A 23,681-nucleotide genomic window follows, 5' to 3' on the forward strand; every position below is an offset into this window, starting at 1 on the left:
GTTATCCGATGTTTCTGTTGAACACGGTTTGACTTCATATGCTGCGGGTTGCCCTTGCGTCGACTAGTTAACGAGCAGTATTTCGCCTCGCCCGTCGACTGCGAGATCGCCCGCATAGCGCGCCGGCAGACTCGCCGTGCGCCATTGCGAAAAGGGGGCGATCTCGCCGGCCAGACTGCGCACGAGGAGCGCCCAGAACACATCGAAACCGCGACCGCCTTCGGTGAATGTCGGCGGCAACTGCATGGGCCGGCGGGTCAGCAGGAGGGTGCCGCGCCGCATACCGTATGCATAATGCGCGCCCAGTTGTCCGGCGATGCCAATGGTGCCGGCCACGAGCCGCGACGCGGCAAAATCGCCCGCGTTGCCGCCGACCAGCACGAGGCCGCGGCGCATGCGATCGGCGAGCCGTGCGCCCGTATTGCCGTGAATCGTCAGCGTGCCGCCACTCATGCCTTCCATGTTGCCGGCCTGCGCGCCGGCGGCGAAATCGCCGCTGTGACCGTGCACCGTGAGGCGGCCGCCGCGCATTTCGCAGGCGGTGCCGTGCCCCGCGTTGCCGTCGATGTCCAGCACGCCGCCGGCCATCTGGAAGCCGCTGTAATCGCCGGTCGAGCCATGCACCACGAGGTGGCCTTGCGTCATGCGCGCGCCGACGCGGTCGAGCCAGGGGGCGGCGTGTTCGATCACCAGCGTGGCGTCGTCGTGCGGCGCTGCAGACCCAGCGGCGTCTTCACGGCGTGAGACGTCGAACAGATCGCCCACCCTGCACGTGTCATTGCCGGCAGGCAGGACGATGCGCTCGATTTCCGCGTGGCTCATCGCCGCCAGCGACGCGGGCAACAAGGCCGAGGCGTCGACGCGAAAACCGGGGGGCGTGGTGGCGCTCAGCGTGATGCGAAGACTCATGCGCGGCTCCCGTCGAGGCCCGCAGCGGCGGCCGCCGCGAGGCTATGCAGATGGAAGTGGTAAGGCCCCAGCTTGCCGCCGTAATTGCCCGCGGAAATCCGCAGCAGGCCCGCGGGCCGTCCGAGGCCGGTGGCTGCGGCCATTCCCGCGCTCATCGCCGCGCCGACATCGGCGTCGGTCAGCCCGTCGATCACGATTTCGAGCACACATCCCACCTCCGGGCTCAGTTCGCTGTGCGCGGAGAGACCCGTGAGGGTCGGGCAAAACGCATCGTTGGTGGACGCGCTCAGCCCCTTGTATTTCGAGCCGACCTTCGATCCCGAGCGCACGATGCCGCCCGGAAACGGCATGACCACGTTCGGCAGCTTGCGCATCGCCGCGACCGCGGCTTCGGCGGCGGCGAGCGCGGCGTCGATATCGCGCGCCAGCAGGATCAGGTTGCCGCCGCCCACCGCTTTGACGGTCAGCGCGGTCTCTGCGCTGACGAACTCGCCGTCCATCACCGGGATGCGCCAGTAACGCGTGTCGCCGAGCATCTTCGAGATCTGCCAGCCGTCGCCGAAGAAACGCAGTCCGCTGCCAAGCGGCGCCCAATCGGAAAGCGGGGCGCGGCTCGTGGCCGGATCGATGCCGCCGTACACGGCGCTCGTCGGGCACGTGAGCACGCATTGGCCGACGCGCCGTTCGATCTGTTTGGCCAATTCCTTCGATGACACTGCAAACAGTAGCACCGCGACGCCAGGCCGGCCATCCGGCGTTTCCCCGCCCGTCAGCGTGCGTTCGACGCCGGCCTCGCAGCCGCAGCCGATCACCGACGTGGCGAAGCCTGTCAGCGAGACGGCGGCATGCATGGCCCACACCGGCGTGTGGGCGGTGATGACGAGCCGGGTCGCCTTCATCGGAAACGCTTCCGCGAAGGTGGCGTCGATCGTCGTGCCGTTGATCTGCAGGGTCGCCGGGTCGCTCATCGTGGGTGGGTGCTGTCGTTAGCCGTTGGCAAGACATTCGACGGGTAGCAGCCGCCCGCCGCGACAGCAGTGGCACACCTCGTCGTCGCTGATGGCGGCATGCGCGAAGTTGCTCGCGAGGCTGGCGTCGCTGTGGGCGCGCAGGGTCTTCTCGATGCCACGGTCGAAGTCCGGCGAGACGAAATGGATACCGCCCGTGGGCGTGGCGACGAGGGTGCCGTCGCGGGCGACCAGTTCGCCGTCCTTGAAGACGTAGGCGGGCGACGTGAACATCCGTTCGCGGTCTGGATCGTCCCGGTAGACGGCAATATCCGCCGCCGCGCCGGCCGCGAGATGGCCGCGGTCGCGCAGGCCCAGCAGACGGGCCGGTCCGGCCCGCGTGACGATGGCGATCTCGTACAGCGAGAATTCGCGCGTCAGTTGCGCTAGCGTGCTCGCCACCTGGGCGTCGGCGTTGAGCTTCGCGAGCTGCTCGTCGCGAAACGCCTTGTCCATCAGCAGACGGATCAGATGCGGATAGCTGGTGAACGGGCCGCCATTCGGATGATCGGTTGTCAGCGCGACGCGCCACGGGTCGTCCACCAGCAGGAAGATCTCGAGACCAATGATCCACTGCAGCGCATTCACATAGCTCTGCTCACGATAGCGGAACGGCACCACGCCGCAGCCCGCATCGCATTCAATATCGCCTGCGACCCATTTGTGCGGCCGCCCGAGCGGTGCGTTGCGGAACTGCATCATGGTGTCGCCCGAGGCCGTCACGGTCTGTCCGAAGATGATCTGGCCGACGTCGATCGAGACGTTCGGCCGCGCGTTCACCGCAGCCGCGATCTGACGTGCGCCTGACGAAAACTTCTGCGGACCCTCGGTGCCGTAGCTATGAAACTGGATATGCGTGAGATGGATCGGCAAGCCGTCGGCGGCATCCATGGTGGCGATGGTCGAAGCGATGTTGCCGGGTACGCCGAGATTGCTGGCATGAACGTGCAGTGGATGCGGGACGCGCAGTTCGGTCAACGCGCGCGACAGCGTGTGCAGGACTTCGCGCGGCGTGATGCCGTAATGCACATGCGGCTCGTCGACGTTCAGCGAGCGTTGGTTGAACTTGAACGCGGAGATGCCGCCCGGGTTCACCACCTTCACGCCGAGTGCCTTGCTGGCGTGGATCGTCCAGCCGATGTAGTCGCGCAGACGCTCGAAATCGTCGCGGGCCGCGAGCATCTGCAGGAACAGTTCGTCGTTGCCGAGCATGACGTACGCACCGTGATCGATGATCGGCGTGTCGCCCATTTCGAGGTGCGTGTGGCGCGCGTTGGACGGCATCATGGCCGGTTCGAAGGCGGCTGTGTAGCCCATTTCGGCGTAGCGATAACCGGTCGCCAGCGTGCCGGGCGTGCAGACGCCACACGACGGCAGCCTCAGGTAACGGCCGTTGGCGTCCCGCACCGCTTCGTAGGCGGGGTCGCGCACGGGATCGTCACGATGGTCCTCGGGAAGCAGCAGGCGCGCAAGATTGCTCTTGCCGCCGCCAATATGCGAGTGCATGTCGATGCCGCCCGCCATCACGATCATGCCGGTGGCGTCGTATTCGCGCTCGGCTGGCGTGGTGGCGGGCTCGTCGACGATGCGGCCGTCACGGATCGCCAGATCGCGGCGTTCGCCGTCGAAGCCGTTGGCCGGGTCGAAGATCGTGCCGCCCTTGAGCCGGATGAGACTCATGGCTGCCCCTGCGCGGCGGGCTGGCCAGCCCGCTGCGCGGCCAAGTGCTCCGAGAGGCGCGCGGCGATCGTCGCCACGGAGGGCAGCCCGGCGCTGCGTGCGGCGGCGAGCGGCAGCACGACCGGGCCGTCGACGCGAAACAGATGACCCGTCCCATCGATTCCAGGCGTCGCCACAGGAATGAAGACGGTGCCGGCGCCGCGCGCTTTCGCGGCTTCGGCGAGCGCTGGATGACCTAGCACGATCATCGGCACGGTTGCGCCGGGCGTTTGCGGCCAGACCGGCGGCGCGAAGCTGGCAACCCACAGCAGCGCATCGATCTCACCCTCGGCGAGCAGGCGACTGGTGCGATAGCGGGACGGGTCGTAGTCGAGCGGCGCGCTGCCGGCGCTTCGCGAGGGCATCGAGACACGCGTGCGCAGCGGCAGGCCCGAGAGCCAGGTCACGGTCTGGTTGACGCTCAGGGCGCCGTCATCGCCGCCCAGCGCGAGGCAGCCTGCGCGGACGGTGCGGTTGGCGGCCTTGACGATCCGGTTCAAGGCTTCAATCAGGAGTGCTGCGTGTGGCGCGGGCAACGCGGCCGGCTCGTACACCACGACGGTGTAGCGCGCGGCGGCGATACGGGCCTGCAGGCGGGCGAGTGCGGCGGGAGCGCCGCTGCCGTTGTCGGGTAATGCGCCAGCCTCGCGTCCTTCGCAAAGCGCGGACCAGAGCGCGAGCGTGTCGAATGGATCGGTGTCCGGAAGAATCGCTTCAATCTGCGCATTCGGGACGCCGCTCGCAGCAGGGTCGGGCGTGCAGCCGACGAACACCAGCTCGCGTTGCAGGTCCGTGCCGGCCAGCGCGCGCGTGAAGAAGCGCGGATAACACTGCGACGGCCGGCAGCCGAAAAACACCAGCAGGTCCGCGCGCGCGCGGACTTCGGAAAGAGTGGTGAAGAACGATCCGCGATCCTGCAAGGCGAGCGTGGCCGCGCTCAGCGCGTCGCCGTGCCAGTGATCGAGGATGGCGCCGCAGCCTGCGGCCAATGTATACAGCGCGCGGGCACCGCCCACATCGGTGGCGAGCGCGCCGAACAACGGACGGCGTGCCGACGACAGGATGCGCACCGCGCCAGCGAGGGCGGTATCGAGATCCGAGTCCTGACCGTCGACGCTACAGCGGCTCTGTGCATCCGCGCTGCCATAGCAGGCGAGCGCTTGCGCGAGCCGCGGACAGTCGGTATCCGGCACTGCGAGCGTGCCGTCGTCATGCGACTCGATCACGAGGTCGTCGCACAACAGCGGGCAGAACGGGCAGGTCCAGTCGCGCGTGATCGACGAGGCAGGAAGGTGGCCCGGGGGCGGTGAGGTCGTGAACGATGGATCGATGGACGAGAGGTGCATGGCCGCATCTTCAGCAAGCTCCATGCCGATTGGAACCCGGACGCGGTAATCAGGCGTGCGATGTATCGCGCGCGGCTTATGTGGCCCTGCGCTTAAAAGGCTGGATGCAGGCGTGACCCGCGCGCTGCATTGCATGCAATGTACCGGCGGCGTAGCGCGCATGCCGCGCTGCGCCGCACAGGTTGTGTGTCAATCTGGAGCAGAGTGTCACGAACGACCACATTAGCTTGCCGCTTGCTTGCAGCTACGGCTTCGCCGGCGATTGGCATGAAAGTTGTATGGCACGCCTAGGCCGAGGGGACGAATGGCGTGACGAATGGCTGGCCGATGCGGCGATCATGTAGCGCGGACGCCACGAGCCATGCTGACGCGCCGGTGTGCGCCGCCGCCTCCATGTCCTCGCGATGGCGAATGCCGCCCGCGCCGATCACGGCGGTATGTGCAGGCGCATGGGCGCGGATGCGTTCGAAGGTGAGGAGGTCGGGGCCGTCGTAGCTGCCTACCTGATCGAGCGTCATCGCGATCACTCTGGCTGGCCACCCGGCGTTGGTGTGCGCGGCAAGGGCGATTGATGATGTCAACGCAGACGTCAACGCAGACGTCACCGCGTCAGCCACCGCGGATGTCGCGGCGATCAGCTGGCCGGCGCGGTGGTCGAGCGAAAGGATGGGCGAATACCCAGCGGCTTCGGCGGCGCGCAGTGCGTCGATGTCGTGCAGCGATTCGGTGCCGAACACCGGCACGAGGGTCCCAGGCTCATGAGAAGCGAGACGCTTGCGGCGGGTGGCAGCGTCGATAGATTCGAACAGCGCCTGCATCGACGCGTAGTCCGTATAGCCCGCGTCGAGCCAGATGTCAGTGCCGGGCAGGGCGGCACGCAATACGGCGAGCGTCTCGACATGAGCGTCTTGCTGGAGGATCGCGCCGAGGTCGGCGATATAGAGCGTGCGTGCGCCGCTTGCAGCAAGCAGCGCACGGGCGATGTGAAGCGGCTCGCTGGTGGCGGCAAGCGGCGAGCGGATCGGCTGATAAGCCTTCCGTTCGCCGCGCACTGCGCGTACCACGTGGCCGTCGAGCAGATCGAGAACCGGTATCACCTGCATGGGGGCGCGTTCCTTTGACCAAGATCTTTGTCTTCGAGTATCTCACTGGCGGCGGCATCGACCCGGCCCATGCCGGCGCGGGCAGTCTCGCCGATCTGAGCGCGCTGATCGTCGAAGGCCGGGTGATGCGCGACGCGCTGGTGAGCGACCTGCGTGAAATCGACGGCGTGGCCGTGAGCTTCGCGAGTTCGCGTTTTGAAACCGTCGCTGCGTCGCAGGTGCATTGTAGGGCCGCCCAAGGCGAGTCGATGACCGCCTTTGTCGCGCGCGCGGCTCGCGAGCACGATTACGCATGGATCATCGCGCCGGAATGCGACGGTTTGCTGCTGCATCTTTACGACGCGGTGGGCGCGGCGCGCTGGCTCGGCTGCTCGAAAGAAGCGATCCGTGTGACGTCGAGCAAGAGCGCGAGCGCGGCGTGCCTGATGGCGCACGGCATTGCCACCACGCCGGCGGTCGAACCGGGCCAGCTGTCCGCGCAAGCGCACGGTCGATGGGTCGTGAAACCGGACGACGGCGCGGGCGGTCTCGATACCTTCGTATTCGACCATTTCGCCGACGCCTGTGCCGAATACGAGGCGCGCGCGGCCGCCGCGCGCAATCCGGTGCTGCAGGCGTGGGTCGAAGGCGAGCCGCTCAGCCTTTCGCTGATCTGCCGCGAAGAAGGCGTGGAACTCATCAGTATCAACCGGCAGCAAATCAGCCTGAGCGAAGGCGACGCGTCGGCGCGGCAGCCGCACATCGTCGAATTCGATGGCGTGACGGTCAACCAGATCGCACTGGCTAGCGAGCAGGGGCGCCTGCTCGGCGCGCTCGCGCAGCGCGTCGCGCAGGCGCTGCCGGGCCTGCGCGGCTTTGTCGGCATCGACGTGGTCTGGCATCCGTCACGCGGCCCGATCGTGATCGAGGTCAATCCGCGGCTGACGGTGGCGTATGCGGGGCTGTCGGGGGCGCCCGGCGGCAATCTCGCGCGCACGCTGCTCGCGGCTCACGGGGTACGTCTGGGCGGATCCGGCTCGCCAGCACGTCGCTCTGGCGCGGCGTCGGCATGCGGAGCGCAGTCATGAGCGCCAGGCACGTGACCCGTGCGAGCGCCACCGTGGCGGATCGCGCCACGATATTCGGCTGGGACGTGGGCGGCGCGCATGTAAAGGTGTCGATGGCCGATACCGCCGGCACGGTGCTCGATGTCGCGCAGTGGGCGTGTCCGCTGTGGCAGGGCCTCGATCATCTCGAGCAAACTATCGACCTCGTCTTCGCGCGCTGGCCGGAGGCGAAGACGGACGCCGCGCTGCATGCGGTGACGATGACCGGCGAGATGGTCGACCTGTTCGAAGACCGCGCGCAGGGCGTGCGGGCCATCGCTACGGCGCTGGCGCAACGGCTCGGTCCGCGGCTGCGTTTCTATGCGGGCGACGCCGGCTGGTTCACGCCGCAGGCCTGCGCGGACGGCTGGCGCAGCGTCGCCTCGGCGAACTGGCTGGCGACCGCGTGCTGGATCGCATCACGCGTTCCCAATGCACTCCTGATCGATATCGGCAGTACCACTACCGACATCATTCCGATCGCCGGCGGTCGGGTCGTCGCGTGTGCCGCAACGGATGCCGGGCGGCTCGCCACCGGCGAACTCGTGTACCAGGGTGTGGTGCGCACGCCGCTGTGCGCGCTCGCGCAGCGCATCGAATTCGCGGGGACGGCCGTCAACGTGATGAACGAATGGTTTGCGACCACAGCGGACATCTACCGCCTGACGGGCGAGCTGGCGCCGCACTACGACCTGCATCCGAGCGCCGATCAGGGACCGAAGACCGAAGCCGCTAGTCGCACGCGGCTCGCGCGGATGATCGGCCGCGATGCGTATGAGGCGGATTCAAGCGAATGGCGCGGGTTCGCGCTACGCTGGCGCGAACTGCAGTTGCATGAGATTGGCGTCAATCTGGCGCGCGTGATGGCGGGTCACCCGGAGCTTGCCGCCGCGCCGGCGGTGGGCGCCGGTTGTGGGCGCTTTCTCGCGGCGGCGCTGGTGCGTATGGAGGCGGGTGAGGTGGGTGAGGCGGCACGCGGCTACATCGATTTCGGCACGCTCACAGGCGTGCCGGCGAACTGTTCTGACTGGGCCGCCACGTGCGCGCCAAGTGTCGCGGTGGCGTTGCTGGCAGCGACTCAAGTTGGCGCAGCCGGCGATGGTTTCCACAGCACAGTGGCGCAGGCGGCATGCGCGGCTTCAGTGGCTTGAGTGGCGCAGGCGGCGTGCGCGGCTTCACTGGCTTGAGTGGCACGCGTGGCTTGAGTGGCTTGAGTGGCTCCACCGGCCTGAGTATGTAGAGGAAAACGGGGAAACGAGCGGAAACGCGCGGAAACGAGGACGACGATCATGTGGGTGGTCAAGATCGGGGGCAGCCTGAGTCACGATCCGATGCTGCGCCAGTGGCTCACCGAGCTATGCGAAGTGGGGGGCGGGCGCGTCGTCATCGTGCCGGGTGGCGGCGATTTCGCGGACAAGGTACGGCAATACCAGAGCGAGTGGCGTTTCGACGATCTCGCCGCGCACAACATGTGTCTGCTTGCCATGACGCAATACGCGATTCTCATGCAGGGGATCCTGCCGGAACTCGTGCTCGCATCGAGCGAGGCGAAGATCCGCCGCGCGCTGCGCGACGGCCGCGTGGCGGTGTGGGTGCCGACATCGTTGATGCGCGACACACCGGACGCGATGAGCAACTGGGACACCACCTCCGACAGCCTCGCCGCCTGGCTTTCGACCATGCTCAACGCCGAGCGCCTGATCGTGGTGAAATCGTGCGTAATCGCAGAGAACGAGCGGCTCGAAACGCTGGCCGCAACCGGTGTGGTCGACCGCCGATTCGTCGACTATGTGAACGAAGCCAATTACGTGGTGGAGATGTTCACCAAGGACCATGTGGCGTTGATGCGCGACCGGCTCCTGAACATGCCGGTGGCGTAGCCGTCCTGAGCATGACGGTGATGGGGGGATGGGGTGTTGCAGTGTTGCATTTCGCCACAGGCGTGTCGAAATGCAACAGCGTGCGTGAGCGCTTTACAGACGTGTCGTGTCCGCAGCGCCGAACTCCGCCGCAGTCAATGTGCCGCCAAGGTCGCCCGCCGGACGGTGCAGTGCGGTGGCCCATTGCGCGACGCGTTGCGGATCGAGTCGCGAGCGCCGTCCGTCGACGCACAAGGCGGTGCGAAATCCGGCGACGTCCGGCGCGAGCGCACGGATCTGCTGGAACTGCGCCCAGCCGAGCGACCCGGCGATGCCGCTCATGGCGCCACGCTCCTGTGTGAGCCGCAGCCATTGCGCGAGCGAAGCGCTATCCACGTGATCGAAAAGCGTGCTGCCGTCTTTGCCGGCGGTGTCGAACATCACGCCCACGAAGCCGAGCGTGGCCGCGGAAGCAACCAGTTCGCCGTCCATGCCGCCGTCGCACAACAGCACCGGCACGACCGCCGCGGGCAGATTGGCCAGTAGTTCCAGGCAGCGCCGCGCGGACGGACCGGGCGCCACCCCCACCTTGACGTAATCGATGCCCGCGTCGCTGACCTCGATGACACGCGTGGCGATTTCGTCGAGCGCGTCCGCCGGCACGTCGCCGATCGTCGCGCTAATCGGCTTGACCGGATAACGGGCTCGCAACTGGCGGACGATATGCCGGATGTCGCCGATCGACAAGCCGCCGAGCGCGCCCGCGTTCGGCTCCTTGAGATCGATCAGTTCGGCGCCGGCATGGGCGGCGTCCAATGCTTCGGCGTCCGAGCGGACGCTCGCGAGCAATGCGGTCATCGATATTCTCCGAAAGAACAGGACGAACTAGTGGGCGACGAGTTGGGCGGCCGAACCGCCCGACGCTTCAAGGCTCGCGCGGTGTCGCGCGATTGCGGCGGTGAGCCACTCCCAGGCGGTGCGTTCGGCCTCGCCGGCGGTTTTGTCGATCGCGATCTGCAGGTAGGCCATTTCGCGGTCCACCTTATCGGCCGGCAGCATGAAGAGCCGGCTGACGAGAATCGCGCCTTCCACCACCGCAGCCTGGGCGCGGTTGAAACCGGTGAACGGCGCATGGTTTTCCCGATGCACGCATTTCATGCGGAGTACTGGACGTTCGCGGTCGTCGCACAGTTCGTCGAGTTCGAGCTCGGTGTGCGCGAGCGATTCGGCAAGCCTGATGCCCGCCACACGGCTGGCGGCGAGCGTGGGCCAGGAGGTCGCGCAATGCGTGACACAGCCGGCGTAGATCCGCACATCCGTGGTGAAGTTCAGCACCGCCACACGTGACGCGACGATATTGTCGAGCGTGACCGAGGGGCGAAAAGGCGAGAGGATGACGAAGTCACCCTCGTAACGGGCGCCCATTGGCGCGATATGAGGACGGCCATCGCCCGCTGCCGTGGTGACGATCGTTTCGTGGATCATGGATGGGACCGCGTGTTCTGGCAGCGCCGAAAAGCCGGCCGGTTAGCTAGGAATTCATATCGATCCGCAGGCGGGCCGCGTGGCGCGGCCCGAGCGGGCTTAACGCGTAGCGATATACATCGTGACTTCGTAGCCTAGACGGATATCGGTGTAGCTCGGAGTTGTCCATTGCATAGGTGTTTCCTCCATGAGTGGGTACAGCATTGCGCCGTCGGCCCGGCGTGATGCCGGACTTCATTGGCATTCGATACTACGCAAGCTCCATGCCGGGTGATCGGCGACGCGGCATGCCATGGTTTGCCGCCCAGCAATACAGCGTTTGCCGAATTGCACCCGCGCGGGCACCTTGCGCGGCACACGGCGCTCGTGCTGCGCAGTGTTCCGGGAATGCAGCAAAGTGTTCCATCACCGGAAGATGATTGCTGTCCTCCTGTCACGGTGCCTGCCATGCCCGTGCAGATCATTCTGCGCCGATCGATCGCGCATGGGTTGAAAAATCGCTTCGCAGTCCGCCATCGATAACGGATCGGTTAAGTCTGCCAAATTAAATCGTGAATTCTCAGTGACTGCGTTCCTGCCTACAGTGCAAACAGGCAGCGCAAACAAGCGCTTCGTGGTTCCGGCAGCGCACCTGTTCACCTTCGAGGATATGTCATGAACGATTTCAGTCAACCGGTGATTGATTCCCTGCACACGCCGCGCGACGCGCAGAAACCTCGCGAACGGTACGCCGCGGGCGTCATGAAGTATCGCGAGATGGGCTACTGGCAGCCGGATTACACGCCGAAAGACACGGACATCATTGCGCTCTTTCGCATCACGCCGCAACCCGGCGTCGATCCGGAGGAAGCGGCGGCAGCCGTGGCCGGCGAATCGTCGACCGCCACCTGGACCGTGGTATGGACCGACCGGCTCACCGCGTGCGACATGTACCGGGCCAAGGCCTACCGCGTCGATCCGGTGCCTTCCGCGAGCGCCGGCGAGCCGCAGTATTTCGCGTATATCGCCTATGAACTCGATCTGTTCGAAGAGGGGTCGATCGCCAATCTGACCGCCTCGATCATCGGCAATGTGTTCGGCTTTAAACCGCTCAAGGCGCTGCGTCTTGAAGACATGCGTATACCGGTTGCCTATCTGAAGACCTTCCAGGGACCGCCGACCGGCATCGTCGTCGAACGCGAACGGCTCGACAAATACGGACGGCCGCTGCTCGGCGCGACGGTCAAGCCGAAACTGGGTTTGTCGGGCAAGAACTACGGCCGCGTCGTTTATGAAGGGCTGCGCGGCGGTCTCGACTTTCTGAAGGACGACGAAAACATCAACTCGCAGGCCTTCATGCACTGGCGCGACCGTTTCCTGTTTGCGATGGAAGCGGTGCACCGTTCGCAGGCGGAGACGGGTGAAGTCAAAGGCCATTACCTGAATGTGACGGCCGGCACCATGGAAGAGATGTACGAGCGCGCCGAATTCGCCAAACAGTTGGGTTCATGCATCGTGATGATCGATCTGGTGATCGGCTGGACCGCGATTCAGTCGATGGCGCGCTGGGCCCGCAGAAACGACATGATCCTGCATCTGCACCGCGCCGGGCACAGCACGTACACGCGGCAGCGCAATCACGGCATTTCGTTTCGCGTCATCGCGAAGTGGCTGCGTATGGCGGGCGTCGATCATGCGCATGCGGGCACCGCGGTCGGCAAGCTCGAAGGCGATCCGCTGGCGGTGCAGGGCTATTACAACGTGTGCCGCGAAGCGCACAACGCGGTCGATCTGTCACGCGGGATTTTCTTCGACCAGCCGTGGGCGGGTTTGCGCAAGGTGATGCCGGTGGCCTCGGGCGGCATTCACGCGGGGCAGATGCACCAACTGCTCGATCTGTTCGGCGACGACGCGATCCTGCAGTTCGGCGGCGGCACCATTGGCCATCCCGCCGGCATTCAGGCGGGTGCCGTGGCCAATCGCGTCGCGCTCGAAGCGATGGTGAAAGCGCGCAACGAGGGCCGCGACATCGTGCATGAGGGGCCGGACATTCTCGAAGCCGCGGCGCGCTGGTGCACGCCGCTCAAGCAGGCGCTCGATACGTGGCGGGATGTGACGTTCAACTACGCATCGACCGACACGCCGGATTTCGCCGCCACGCCGACTGCGGCCTGAAGCGCGGCGGTTGTCGGCAACACGCATTCAGGGAGGCTCAAGGCAGGACCGCTGGCAGTGCAGCCGCACTGCACGATAAACCGTTGGCGCCGTTTCCGCACACGGCATTCATCGACGAGGTTAGTCATGCGAATTACACAGGGCACATTTTCCTTCTTGCCGGAACTGAGCGACGAGGAGATCGGCTTGCAGATCGACTACGCGTTGCGCCAGGGCTGGGCCTGTTCGGTCGAATTCACCGACGACCCGCATCCGCGTAACACCTATTGGGACATGTGGGGACTGCCGATGTTCGATCTGCACGATGCAGCCGGCGTATTGCAGGAAGTGAAGGCATGCCGCGCGGCGCGCCCGCAGCACTACATCAAGATCAACGCATTCGACTCGGTGCGCGGCTTCGAGACGATGCGGCTGTCGTTCATCGTCAATCGTCCGGACGGCGAACCGGGTTTCCGTCTCACGCGCGCGGATGGGCCCGGACGGGTGCAACGTTACGGCTTGTCGGGCTACGCGGGTGACCGGCCGGCGGGCGAGCGATACACACCGGCGCGCCAGACATGAACTGCGCGCAGACACCCCACGTCGATCTCGCCGCGCTCTATCGCGACTCGGGCATCGGCGACGTCCTCGCCGAACTCGACCGCGATCTGGTCGGGCTCGCCCCGGTGAAGACCCGCATTCGCGAGGTGGCGGCGCATCTTCTGGTGGAGCGGGCACGCGCTTCGCTTGGTCTCGCCGGCGGTGCGCCGACCCTGCATATGTGTTTTTCCGGCAATCCCGGCACTGGCAAGACCACGGTCGCGCTACGCATGGCCGAAGTGCTGCACCGGCTTGGCTACATTCGCCGCAATCATCTGGTTTCGGTGACGCGTGACGATCTGGTCGGCCAGTACATCGGCCATACCGCGCCAAAAACGCGCGAGGTGTTGAAGCGCGCCATGGGTGGCGTGCTGTTCATCGACGAAGCGTATTACCTGTATCGCCCTGAAAACGAACGCGATTACGGTCAGGAGGCCATCGAAATCCTGCTGCAGACAATGGAAAACCAGCGCGACGATCTGGTCGTGATTCTGGCCGGCTACGCGGCGCGCATGGAAGTGTTCTTCGAGAGCAATCCGGGTTTTCGTTCGCGCATTGCGCACCACATCACGTTCCCCGACTACGAGGACACGGAACTGCTCGACATCGCCGAACGCATGCTCACGATGCTGCACTACCGCTTCGACGCCGACTCGCGGCGCGCTTTCGCCGACTATCTCGCGCTGCGCACCCGGAGACCGAATTTCGCCAACGCACGCTCGGTGCGCAATGCGCTCGACCGCTCGCGGCTGCGCCAGGCCAATCGCCTGTTCGCCACGGCGATGCAGGGCGGCGCGCCGATCGACGCCGGCGCGCTCACGCTGATCGACGCCGCCGACATTCGGGCGAGCCGCGTGTTTGCCGAAGCGCTGGCGGCCGGCGACGGAACAATTGCATGCGCACCGGCACCGTGCGCCGCGCCGGCGCCACCAGGCTAGACGACAAGCATTCCTCAGGAGATCGCCATGCAAGACGGACGTACGACCCTCTCGAAGTTCCTGATCGACACGCTCGACCGCCAGCCTGGCGCGCAAAACGCCGGCCTGTCGGCGCTGCTGATCAATGTAGCCGCGGCGATCAAGTCGATCTCCGCGATGCTCACCAAGGGCGCGCTAGGCGGCCACTACGGCAGCGCGCAGAGCGTCAACACGCACGGCGAGGAACAGAAAAAGCTCGATGTCGCGACCAACGAGATTTTCGTGCAGCAGTGCGAATGGGACGGACTGCTCGCGGCGATGGTGTCCGAGGAAATGGAGGCGGTCTACCCGATTCCGCCAGGCTATCCACGTGGCGATTTTCTGCTCGCCTTCGATCCGCTCGACGGTTCGTCGAATATCGACATCAACGGCGTGGTGGGGTCGATCTTTTCGGTGCTGCGCAATCCTGACCAGGCGGATTCAGCGGCGCCAGACAGCGAGTCCGCGTTTCTGCGGCCGGGGCACGAACAGGTCGCAGCGGGCTACGCGGTCTACGGCCCGTCCACCATGCTCGTGCTTTCGGTCGGCAACGGCACGCATGGCTTTACGCTGGAACGCGACATCGGCAACTTCGTGCTTACGCATTCGAACATTCGCATTCCCGTTGACACGGTCGAGTTCGCCATCAACGCATCGAACGAACGTTTCTGGGAACCGCCGGTGCGCCGCTACGTACAGGAGTGCAAGGACGGACGCAGCGGTTGCCGGTCCAGCGACTTCAATATGCGCTGGATCGCTTCGATGGTCGCCGAGGTGCATCGCATCCTGATGCGCGGTGGCGTCTTCATGTACCCGCGCGATTCGAAAATACCGGCTATGGAAGGGCGCTTGCGGCTGTTATACGAAGCCAGTCCAATGAGCTTTCTGATCGAACAGGCGGGCGGCCTGTCGAGCACCGGACGCGAGCGCCTTCTCGACGTCGTGCCGCGCACGCTGCATGGCCGCGTGCCGGTGATTCTCGGCTCGAAGAACGAGGTGGAGCGCATTGCGCGCTACCACGGCGAATACGACCGCGGCGAGGATCGACCCTTCAGCTCACCGCTCTTTAGCCGGCGCTCGCTGTTCCTGCCGGGTTTCACGGCCTAGACCCACCGGAGACAAGCGCATGTCAGTCAAATATCCGATCATCGCGGTGACCGGTTCGAGCGGCGCCGGCACCACGACTGTGATGAAAAGTTTTACCCATATTTTCCGGCGCGAAAAGATCCACGCGCAGATCGTCGAAGGCGACGCTTTTCACCGCTATGACCGCAACGGCATGCGCGAAGCCATGAAACAGCATGAGCGGGACGGCAGCGCGAACTTCAGCCATTTCGGGCCACAGGCGAATCTGCTCGAAGAACTCGAGGCACTGTTCGCATGTTATGCGGAAAGCGGCACGGGGCGGCTGCGCCACTATGTGCACGACGAGGCCGAAACGCGGCTCTATCAACAGGACGCCGGAACTTTCACGCCATGGGAAGAGGTGACGCCCAGCACCGATCTGATGTTCTATGAAGGCCTGCACGGCGCGGCGGTGACCGATACCATCGACATCGCGCGACATGCGGATCTGCTGATCGGCGTCGTGCCGATCATCAATCTCGAATGGATCCAGAAGCTGCATCGCGACCAGAACCTGCGCGGTTACTCGCACGAGGCCGTGGTGGATACGATCCTGCGGCGCATGCCTGACTATGTCAACTATATCTGCCCGCAGTTCTCGCGCACACACGTGAACTTCCAGCGCGTACCGACCGTGGACACGTCGAATCCGTTTACCGCCCGCGAGATTCCGCAGCCGGACGAGAGCTTCGTCGTGATCCGTTTCGCGCGACCGAAGGGGATCGACTTCCAGTATCTGCTGACGATGCTGCACGACTCGTTCATGTCGCGGCCGAACGTGATCGTCGTGCCCGGCGGCAAGATGGGCCTCGCGATGCAGCTGATTTTCACGCCGATGATCCTGCAACTGATCGACCGGCGCTCGCGCGCGTGACGCGGCGCGTCTCACGGCAAGCTGATTTCACACCAGGGAGATTGCGATGGCCTTCATAGCACTGCGGCAACTATTGGATCACGCGGCCGAATATGGCTACGGCGTGCCGGCATTCAACGTCAACAATATGGAGCAGATCCAGGCGATCATGCAGGCCGCCGAGGCCACCGCGAGCCCGGTGATCCTGCAGGCGTCGGCGGGCGCCCGCAAATATGCGGGAGAGCCTTATCTGCGCCATCTCGTGCTGGCCGCGCTGGAGGCGCATCCGGACATCCCCCTCGTGCTGCACCAGGATCACGGCGCGAGCCCGGCCGTGTGTCAGCAGGCGATCCGTTCGGGCTTCACGTCGGTGATGATGGATGGCTCCTTGCTGCCGGACCAGAAGACGCCCGCCGCCTACGAGTACAACGTCGAGGTGAGCCGCCGGGTGGTCGAGGCCGCGCACGCGGTGGGCGTGTCGGTCGAAGGCGAGCTGGGTTGTCTTGGCTCGCTCGAAACCGGCACGGCGGGCGAGGAGGACGGCGTCGGCGCTCAGGGCCAGCTTTCGCGCGAGCATCTGCTGACTGATCCGCGCGAGGCGCAGATTTTCGTGGAAGCAACCGGCGTCGATGCGCTAGCGATTGCGATCGGCACATCGCATGGCGCGTATAAATTCAGCCGCGAGCCGACGGGCGAGACGCTCGCCATCGACCGCATCGTCGAGATTCACGAGCGGATTCCGAACACGCACCTCGTCATGCACGGCTCGTCGTCGGTGCCGCAGGACTGGCTCGCGGTGATCCGCGCCTATGGCGGCGAGATTCCCACCACCTATGGCGTCCCCGTCGAAGAGATTCAGCGCGGCATTGCGCACGGCGTGCGCAAGATCAATATCGACACCGACATCCGGCTCGCCATGAGCGGCGCGATGCGCAAATCACTGGCGACGGCGCGCACTGAGTTCGATCCGCGCGCCGCGTTGAAGGCCGCGACGGCGGCTGCAAGCGCGCTGTGCGCCGAACGTTTCGAAGCATTCGGATGTGCGGGGCAGGCGCCGCGCATCAAACCGCTGCGGCTCGATGCGATGGCGCGGCGTTATCACTAGTTTTGCAACGGACCCCTGACGTGTTAGCAGGGAGACGGCCGGGGGCGTTGGGGCTTGCGCAGGAGAACGAAGGTGATGAAGGCGCTAGCACCCTGTTCATAGCGCGATGAATGCACGTTGGAGTCTCACGCCCTCAGCGTTTCTTGACGGTTGCCCCCGGAGCCTGCCATGCCATCAGATCCTGCTCGGGCCGCTCGAGCGCGCAGCCCCAGTCGAGCGGCTGGTCCTGATCGAAGCGCTTGCCGAGCCGCCACGCGATTTCCGCGCGGGCGAGCTGCACGCCCATATAGAACGCGTGCCCGCCATCGGCTTCGAGATGCAGGTCCGGATAGAGCGCGAAAGGGTCCTCGCCGCGGCGATGTCCGTCACGGTTGTACACATGAATGCCATCAGCGCTGACCTGGACGCGAAAGTTCGGGTCGCGCACCTCGTGGGCAACCTCGGCGATTTCAGCGGCGCTGTACGGGAACGGCCGTTTGGCATGCACGGTCGCGAGATCGTCGTCGATGCCCTTGGGCAGCACCTGCGCTTCGCGGGCGGCGTACATCACGCGGCGCGCAACGTCCGCCTCGCGCACCGCGCGCCGCGCATGCAGACTGACCGACGTGGTGAGCACCGCACTCACACGAAGCTCCGCTGCCATGCCCAGCAGCACCGCGTTGATGCCGCTGGTATCGGCCTCGGTCAGCTCGGTCACATTGCCGATGCCCATCATGATGGCGATCTCGGGGTAGCGTTCGCGCAACCGGACATAACGCGCAATCGACGCGGCGAGACCGAACGGAATCGGATCGAGAATCGGATCGGCGAGAAACGCGCGGCCGCGGCCGGCGAGCAGGTCGATCGCGGCATCGAGCGAGGCCGGGTCGTTCGGTTCGCGGGCGACGAGGATCGGCGTGGCCGGCACTTCGTCAGCAATCCATAGCGTATCGAGGTTGAGGCTCATCAGATAATCCGCGCCCGCGCGGCCGCCGCGCAGCAACTCGTCACTGCGCATCGAATCGACGCTCACGCGGTATCCCTGCGCTTTCAGCAGGCGCACCGCGTCTTCGAGATGCGGAAACGGCGTTTCGGGCAGGCACCCAATGTCGATCACATCGGCGCCCTGCGCGGCGTACTCGCGCGCACGTGCGGCGATGCCGTCCAGATCGAGGCGTGGCGCGTCGACGATCTCGGCAAAAATCTGCGTGTCGTAGCGCGTCAGATCGAACCGCTGCGCCTCGCGGCCGAAGAATTGCGGCAGATCCTTGACCTCTTCGGGACCGCGCTCGAAGCGCACGCCGTAGTGCTCGGTCAGCGCGGCGAGATCGCCGCGGCAACGTCCAGGCACGATGACCCGCTGCGCCACGAGCGGAGCGGGCACGCGGCGGCGAATCAGGTCGGCGGTCATGAGTGCGGCGACCTGTAGGCCGATTTCGCGGATTTCCCAGCTGAACGGCGTCGGCGCCATGCTTTCGAGCGCACGGATCAGGCTCCTTTCGGCAAGCCGGCCAGTCAGGAAGACGATGTGGTCCATGTCAGTACGCGGGCCGCGGCCACAGGGAGCGAGGGGACCGGCTCATGCCGGGTTCAGCGTCGCAAGGCGTTCGGCGAGCGCCGCTTTCAGTTCGTCCAGCGAGCGCACGAGGGTCGTGTATTCGAAGCGCGACAGGCGCTCCACGTTGTCGAGTTCGATCTTCCGTGGACGCAGTTCGACCCATTCGTTCGGGCTTTGCGTGACCACAGTCGGCTCCGTGTCGCACGCAAAGACAATGCCTGGGATGCATTGTTTGCCCGCCTGCGCGTACATATTGGTGGGCAGCGTATCGGAGATGCCGAACGCGCATTTGGCCACGGTGTTGCTGGTGGCCGGTGCGATCACCACCGTGTGGTACATGCCGTGATAGAGCATGCCAACCGGCACGCCGCTCGCACTGTTGTCGCGCAACACGCGGAAATGCTGGCGCAGCTTCGGCAGGGGCCAGCCATAGAGCGGCAAGACTTCTTCCGCGGCGGCGGACAGGAACAGATCGACGCGCGGCAACTCGAGCGCAAGCGCGATCGACTCCTCGAGCAGATGGCCGGAGCCGGTTACGCACCACGCGAAGCGCGCATCGGGCTTGAAATCAGCGAGATGACGAGCGGGCGCCTGGGTCATGCGTCGGCAGTGGGCGGCGCTTCTTCGTGGAGCATTGCATCGGAGAGCGAATCATCGGGCGGTTCGCCGTCGAGCGACGAGCCGTCGTGCGACAGGCGGATATGCAGCCGACGCATCTTCCGGTACAGCGTATTGCGGCTGATGCCGAGTGCCTTGGCGACGTTGCTGACGTTCCAGCGGTGCTCGTCGAGCAGGGTCAGGACGGTGCCGCGTTCGTTCAACTGAATCGCGTTGAGCGCGGAGAGATCCGCTTCGTCGGCGGGATGCGAGCCGAGGGCGGCCAGCGGGGCCTGCGCAGGCGCTGTCAGCGCGCTTTCCGGCATCCGTTGGGTGATTTCGACGGGCAGATCCTCGCAGCGAATCGGTTGGCCGTCGCACAGCGCGACGGCCATCTGCAGGACGTGACGGAGCTGGCGGATATTGCCGGGCCACGCATAGGTGAGCAGCGCGTGCTCGGCTTCGGCGGTCAACTCGGGCGGATCGTTGTTGGTTTCGTTTTCGAGCAGGTGATGAATCAGCGCGAGCTTGTCGACCCGCTCGCTCAGCGGCGGCAGATTCAGCTCGACGCCCTTGAGCCGGTAATACAGGTCCTCGCGGAACTGCCCGCTGTGCACCAGTTCGATCAGATTGCGGTGACTGGCGCTAATGAGCTGGAAATCGACCTTGATGGTCGTTTCAGCGCCGAGCGGCGTCACCTCGTGTTCCTCGATCACGCGCAGCAAGCGCGCCTGCAGCGCGAGCGGCATGTCGCCGATTTCGTCGAGAAACAGCGTGCCGCCGCTGGCCTGCACGATCTTGCCGCGCCGTCCTTCGCGCTGCGCGCCGGTAAACGCGCCCGCGCGATAGCCGAACAGTTCGCTTTCGATCAGATTTTCCGGCAGCGACGCGCAGTTCACCGGCACGAACGGACCGGCTGCGTGCGGGCTGATGCTATGCAGCGCCTGCGCGAAGACCTCCTTGCCGGTACCCGTTTGCCCCCGGAGGATGATCGGAATCTTGCGCTGGACCACACGCGCCGCAAGCTGGATCTGCGAGGCCATGCGCGGGTCGCCGAATTCCAGGTGCGCGATCTGGTCGAGCCGGGCGGGCGCCGACCGCTTTTCCGGGGCGCTGGCGCGCGGCGCGGGTGCGCTGACTGCCACGCGCACGCCACGTTCCGCGCTGTTTTGCGGCGTCTGCGCAACCAGAAAGAAGCGGTTGGTCGCGTTCGCGCTGTACACGGTGACCGGATGGAACGAGCCGCGGATGCTGCGCGCGATCATGTCTTCGAGCGAGGCGTTGAAGGCTTCTTCGATACGGCGACCGCGCAACTCGCCGAGCGTGCGGAAACCGAGCTGGAACAGGGCGCTGCGATTCGCGGCGAGCACGGTGCTGTCGTCCGCCACCGCCAGCTTGCCGCCATGCAGCGTGCCGACGAATTCCGGGCGGCTGTGGAAATGGATCATGTTCGCATGGCGGTAACGCGCATCCAGCAGCCGGTTTTCGATCATCTGCCGCGACATGCCGACCAGCACCAGCGAATGCTGCTGCAGCAGCTTCGAGCGGCTCGTGACATCCAGCACGCCAGCAATCTCGCCGCTGTCGTCGAAAATGGGCGCGGCGGAGCAGGTGAGCGACGTATAGCGCGGATAGAAATGCTCGTGCTGGCAAACGGCGATGCAGTCGCGTTCGGCGAGGCACGTGCCCATGCCGTTGGTGCCGGCTTCGCGCTCGCTCCACAAGGCGCCCACGCGAAAACCGTCCGCCGCGACCGCTTCGGCGAACGGCACCGACGACACCTGATGGACGATCATGCCACCTGCATCGACCAGCACCACCGCGAGTTCGGGATCGGCCAGTTGCTGATACAGCGTGGTCATTTCGAGCTTGGAGCAGGCGATCAGATCGCCCATTGCCTCGCGGCGCGAACTTAGTTCGTAGTCCGTCAGGACCGGGGGCACGACGAAGCGGGACGGATCGAGCTGGAATTCGTTCATGCAGCGCGCCCAGGACTGAGCGACGGGCGCGCTCGTCGGACGCGTCGCCAATTGATGATTGACGACGTTCAGGACTTCACGGACGTGCATAGAGCTGTCAGTGAGCAACGACATGGGGTTTGTCTCCGTTGCGTCAATTCGTCCGCGCCGGCTCACAGTGCGTTGCGTGTGCTCTGCTTCGCCATGCGCGTCATGAGTGTCGCTTTATCTTTTCAAAGCCGTCTTTCCCCTGGCGCTACAGTTTCTGGGGGCCGTATGCGCACCAAATGACCTGCTCGGAATCAGGCATTGGCACAAAACTGTACGCCCTATGTCGTTCCTGTTCAATAGAAAGTCGTGCTACCTCTACATAGCGCGCCCGCTTTTTGCTTTTATTGAAACCGTCTGTGGCTGGGGTTATCCCATGCGACAGCGGCGCGGCGTGTGTTGCAGGTTCGGCGCAGCGTGCTGCGGATCCTGGCCTGGTTGTGCAGATTTGCGTTTACCCGAAGTGCCGCTTTTGCCCGGATTTCAGGGCCGTTTTTACGCCGCTTGCTAATTTTCCCGCTCATGCGCTTGCTGCTTGTCTGCTGATTATTTGCCGCGCTGCGGCGGAGTACACCATGGACCGTCTCGATGCTGTTCGCCTCGCCCGTTTCTCCGCTGCCGGCGCTGCCGGCACTGCGGCGCCGTTCGACTCGCTCGCTGCGGCGAGGCAAAGCGGGCGCATGGATATCGTCTTCATCGAAGACTTCGTGGGGCAGACCATCATCGGCATCGACAGCAGCGAGCAACATGTGCCGCAGCCGGTACGGATGAATCTCGCCATCGGGGTCCCCTCGATCCGTGCATGCAGCACCGATCGAATCGAGGACACGATTAATTATGCGGCGGTACGCAGTGCGTTGCATGCGTTACTGGCCACCCATGGCGTGCGCTTGCTCGAAGCGCTTGCGGAAGCGGTGGCGCGCCTGCTGATCACCGAATTCGGCGCGCACTGGGTGCGCGTCGCGCTCGCTAAACCCGCGAAGTTCGACGACGTGTCGGCGGTCGGCGTGCAGATCGAGCGGCAGCGCAGCGATATGCCGCACACGGCCGTCGGGGTGACAGGTTATGCGTTGCTTGGCGCAGGGCTGATTCCCGACTAGCGAAAGAGGGTGCGGGGCCGTTACCGGCGCCGCGTAGTGAATGCAATCACCCGGCAATCCGCCGGTGATCTCTCAAACCCGGCGGGCTATTTCGCTGAGGCCGACTTGTCCGGGCCTAATCCACAACTGCGGTAGGCCTCGGCTTGCAGGGCGCGAAATTTCTTCGTCTGCGCTTTCGCCTGGTCGACCCGAAACTCCGAGCCGCCTTCGCCGCCCAAGGTGGCGTACCTGGAGAACGTCGACTGATCGACGAATTCCTCGTAGGGCAGCGCGGTGGCCATCTTGTCGATTACGCACGAACATTTATAGACGTTCGCGAAATCGTGGCCGTTGTCGTCCATGCAAGTGAGGACATATTCGACGCGTCCTTGCGTCGGATAGTTATAACCTCCCGCCAGGGCCGGCGCCGTCGGCGCATCGCCGTCCGCCCAGGCGAGCGGCGCCGCTAGCGCAATGAAGGCACAGACCGCCAGTGCACGAGATCGTTTGGTCATCGGTTGCCTCTCTCTATGAGAGGGTCGCGTCACGGCAAGGGCCTGCGCAACCGCGGACCCTTGCCGCCCCCACGCCAATCCGCGCATCGTCAGTTCGATGCAAACGGATGCGCGACGCTGCCCTTTTTCGCCACGACTTCCGCCGCGCTCGGTTCACCGGCAACGGCACGCTTGATGGCCTCGCGCGTCGCCTGGTAGTTGAATTCCTGAATCTTCTTGTCGTCCTCGGCCTGCCAGTGGATGAAGACCCCCACGCACAGGAACAGATCGTCTGCCTCGTCTGCCGGGATCGTACCGTCTTCGACGCTGTCCGCAACGGCGAGTGCAACCGCGTGCTGCGCGGGGCCGAACATCTGTACCGCCTGCTTGGCACCCTTGATCGTCACCTTGTTGAACAGAATCGTGTTCGGCTTGGTGAGCAGGTTCGGTGCGACGACCGCGAGCAGCGACGTGAAGCCGTCCTTATTATTGGTGAGCGCATTACAGAATGCGACTTCCGCCGCCGAACCTCGCGGTCCCATCAGCAAGTCGATGTGTGCAACCTCGTTGCCGTCGCCGATGAGCGACTCTCCTATCAGGACGCGATTGATCTTGGCCATTCTGTTCCTCCAATGAGTGGAATAGTGACTCGACGACTGACTGACATGCGCCGGTGGCGATCC

The 23,681-nt window shown here is 65.1% G+C and carries 23 protein-coding genes; 10 read left to right on the forward strand and 13 right to left on the reverse strand.

What is annotated here, in order from left to right:
* Positions 1–63: 63 nt before the first annotated feature.
* From P3T43_RS01415 to P3T43_RS01435, 5 genes are all read right to left on the reverse strand, one after another.
* Entirely contained in the window at positions 64–909 is an 846-nt protein-coding gene (locus P3T43_RS01415; protein ID WP_429279231.1) for a formylmethanofuran dehydrogenase subunit C, read from the reverse strand.
* Positions 906–1,877: a formylmethanofuran--tetrahydromethanopterin N-formyltransferase gene (gene fhcD, locus P3T43_RS01420; protein ID WP_429279232.1), complete on the reverse strand. Its 972-nt coding sequence runs from the start codon at positions 1,875–1,877 to the stop codon at positions 906–908. Before fhcD ends, P3T43_RS01415 begins: the two co-directional genes overlap by 4 nt.
* An 18-nt stretch (positions 1,878–1,895) precedes the next feature.
* Positions 1,896–3,596: a formylmethanofuran dehydrogenase subunit A gene (locus P3T43_RS01425; RefSeq protein WP_429279233.1), complete on the reverse strand. Its 1,701-nt coding sequence runs from the start codon at positions 3,594–3,596 to the stop codon at positions 1,896–1,898.
* The gene (locus tag P3T43_RS01430; protein WP_429279234.1) at positions 3,593–4,981 is read right to left on the reverse strand and encodes a formylmethanofuran dehydrogenase; all 1,389 of its coding nucleotides are present in this window, start codon (positions 4,979–4,981) and stop codon (positions 3,593–3,595) included. The genes P3T43_RS01425 and P3T43_RS01430 overlap by 4 nt, the downstream gene beginning before the upstream one ends.
* A 287-nt stretch (positions 4,982–5,268) precedes the next feature.
* Positions 5,269–6,084 carry a HisA/HisF-related TIM barrel protein gene (locus P3T43_RS01435; RefSeq protein ID WP_429279235.1) on the reverse strand — a complete coding sequence of 272 codons (816 nt, stop codon included), beginning with the start codon at positions 6,082–6,084 and terminating at the stop codon, positions 5,269–5,271.
* Positions 6,085–6,098: 14 nt separating this feature from the next.
* Here P3T43_RS01435 and P3T43_RS01440 point away from each other — a divergent pair, with 14 nt between their 5' ends.
* The 3 genes from P3T43_RS01440 to P3T43_RS01450 all read left to right on the forward strand — a co-directional run bounded on the left by P3T43_RS01440 (position 6,099) and on the right by P3T43_RS01450 (position 9,049).
* Entirely contained in the window at positions 6,099–7,151 is a 1,053-nt protein-coding gene (locus P3T43_RS01440) for an ATP-grasp domain-containing protein (protein ID WP_429279236.1), read from the forward strand.
* Positions 7,148–8,320: a hydantoinase/oxoprolinase family protein gene (locus P3T43_RS01445; protein ID WP_429279237.1), complete on the forward strand. Its 1,173-nt coding sequence runs from the start codon at positions 7,148–7,150 to the stop codon at positions 8,318–8,320. The genes P3T43_RS01440 and P3T43_RS01445 overlap by 4 nt, the downstream gene beginning before the upstream one ends.
* Positions 8,321–8,458: 138 nt before the next feature.
* Positions 8,459–9,049, forward strand: coding sequence for an aspartate kinase (locus P3T43_RS01450; RefSeq protein WP_429279238.1), 591 nt, complete (start codon positions 8,459–8,461; stop codon positions 9,047–9,049).
* A 93-nt stretch (positions 9,050–9,142) separates the two neighbouring features.
* On the opposite strand, the gene P3T43_RS01455 is transcribed toward P3T43_RS01450, so the two are convergent.
* From P3T43_RS01455 to pqqA, 3 genes are all read right to left on the reverse strand, one after another.
* A complete protein-coding gene (locus tag P3T43_RS01455) occupies positions 9,143–9,886 on the reverse strand; it encodes a (5-formylfuran-3-yl)methyl phosphate synthase (protein ID WP_429279239.1) in 744 nt (247 codons plus the stop codon).
* 27 nt (positions 9,887–9,913) lie between these two features.
* A complete protein-coding gene (locus P3T43_RS01460) occupies positions 9,914–10,513 on the reverse strand; it encodes a DUF447 domain-containing protein (RefSeq protein WP_429279240.1) in 600 nt (199 codons plus the stop codon).
* Between the two features lie 99 nt (positions 10,514–10,612).
* Positions 10,613–10,717, reverse strand: a complete 105-nt coding sequence (gene pqqA, locus P3T43_RS01465; protein WP_429279241.1) for a pyrroloquinoline quinone precursor peptide PqqA — start codon at positions 10,715–10,717, stop codon at positions 10,613–10,615.
* A gap of 450 nt (positions 10,718–11,167) precedes the next feature.
* Between pqqA and P3T43_RS01470 the strand changes: the two genes are divergently transcribed.
* From P3T43_RS01470 to fba, 6 genes are all read left to right on the forward strand, one after another.
* Positions 11,168–12,667 (forward strand): ribulose-bisphosphate carboxylase large subunit, encoded by a 1,500-nt coding sequence (locus tag P3T43_RS01470; protein ID WP_429279242.1) that lies wholly within the window; start codon positions 11,168–11,170, stop codon positions 12,665–12,667.
* A gap of 126 nt (positions 12,668–12,793) precedes the next feature.
* Positions 12,794–13,228, forward strand: coding sequence for a ribulose bisphosphate carboxylase small subunit (locus P3T43_RS01475; RefSeq protein ID WP_429279243.1), 435 nt, complete (start codon positions 12,794–12,796; stop codon positions 13,226–13,228).
* Positions 13,225–14,184, forward strand: coding sequence for a CbbX protein (gene cbbX / locus P3T43_RS01480; protein ID WP_429279244.1), 960 nt, complete (start codon positions 13,225–13,227; stop codon positions 14,182–14,184). Before P3T43_RS01475 ends, cbbX begins: the two co-directional genes overlap by 4 nt.
* A 27-nt stretch (positions 14,185–14,211) precedes the next feature.
* Positions 14,212–15,309, forward strand: coding sequence for a class 1 fructose-bisphosphatase (locus P3T43_RS01485; protein ID WP_429279245.1), 1,098 nt, complete (start codon positions 14,212–14,214; stop codon positions 15,307–15,309).
* Between the two features lie 19 nt (positions 15,310–15,328).
* Positions 15,329–16,201, forward strand: a complete 873-nt coding sequence (locus tag P3T43_RS01490; RefSeq protein WP_429279246.1) for a phosphoribulokinase — start codon at positions 15,329–15,331, stop codon at positions 16,199–16,201.
* Between the two features lie 46 nt (positions 16,202–16,247).
* Positions 16,248–17,285: a class II fructose-bisphosphate aldolase gene (gene fba, locus P3T43_RS01495; protein WP_429279247.1), complete on the forward strand. Its 1,038-nt coding sequence runs from the start codon at positions 16,248–16,250 to the stop codon at positions 17,283–17,285.
* Positions 17,286–17,418: 133 nt separating this feature from the next.
* Here the strand turns inward: fba and P3T43_RS01500 are convergent, their stop codons facing one another.
* From P3T43_RS01500 to P3T43_RS01510, 3 genes are read right to left on the reverse strand one after another with little or no spacing between them, the layout of a single operon-like run.
* Complete coding sequence (locus tag P3T43_RS01500; RefSeq protein WP_429279248.1) at positions 17,419–18,801, reverse strand: DUF6513 domain-containing protein; 1,383 nt, start codon at positions 18,799–18,801, stop codon at positions 17,419–17,421.
* Positions 18,802–18,843: 42 nt separating this feature from the next.
* Positions 18,844–19,422 (reverse strand): flavoprotein, encoded by a 579-nt coding sequence (locus P3T43_RS01505; protein WP_429279249.1) that lies wholly within the window; start codon positions 19,420–19,422, stop codon positions 18,844–18,846.
* Complete coding sequence (locus tag P3T43_RS01510) at positions 19,419–21,512, reverse strand: sigma-54-dependent Fis family transcriptional regulator (protein ID WP_429279250.1); 2,094 nt, start codon at positions 21,510–21,512, stop codon at positions 19,419–19,421. The genes P3T43_RS01505 and P3T43_RS01510 overlap by 4 nt, the downstream gene beginning before the upstream one ends.
* A 488-nt stretch (positions 21,513–22,000) precedes the next feature.
* Between P3T43_RS01510 and P3T43_RS01515 the strand changes: the two genes are divergently transcribed.
* Positions 22,001–22,525 (forward strand): dihydroneopterin aldolase, encoded by a 525-nt coding sequence (locus P3T43_RS01515; protein WP_429279251.1) that lies wholly within the window; start codon positions 22,001–22,003, stop codon positions 22,523–22,525.
* A gap of 86 nt (positions 22,526–22,611) precedes the next feature.
* Here P3T43_RS01515 and P3T43_RS01520 read toward each other — a convergent pair whose 3' ends face one another.
* Positions 22,612–23,019, reverse strand: coding sequence for a hypothetical protein (locus P3T43_RS01520; RefSeq protein ID WP_429279252.1), 408 nt, complete (start codon positions 23,017–23,019; stop codon positions 22,612–22,614).
* A gap of 89 nt (positions 23,020–23,108) precedes the next feature.
* Positions 23,109–23,618 (reverse strand): formaldehyde-activating enzyme, encoded by a 510-nt coding sequence (gene fae / locus P3T43_RS01525; protein ID WP_429279253.1) that lies wholly within the window; start codon positions 23,616–23,618, stop codon positions 23,109–23,111.
* Positions 23,619–23,681 lie beyond the last annotated feature (63 nt).

Source organism: Paraburkholderia sp. GAS41 (genome assembly GCF_050436545.1).
In the GTDB taxonomy this organism is placed as follows: Bacteria; Pseudomonadota; Gammaproteobacteria; order Burkholderiales; family Burkholderiaceae; genus Paraburkholderia.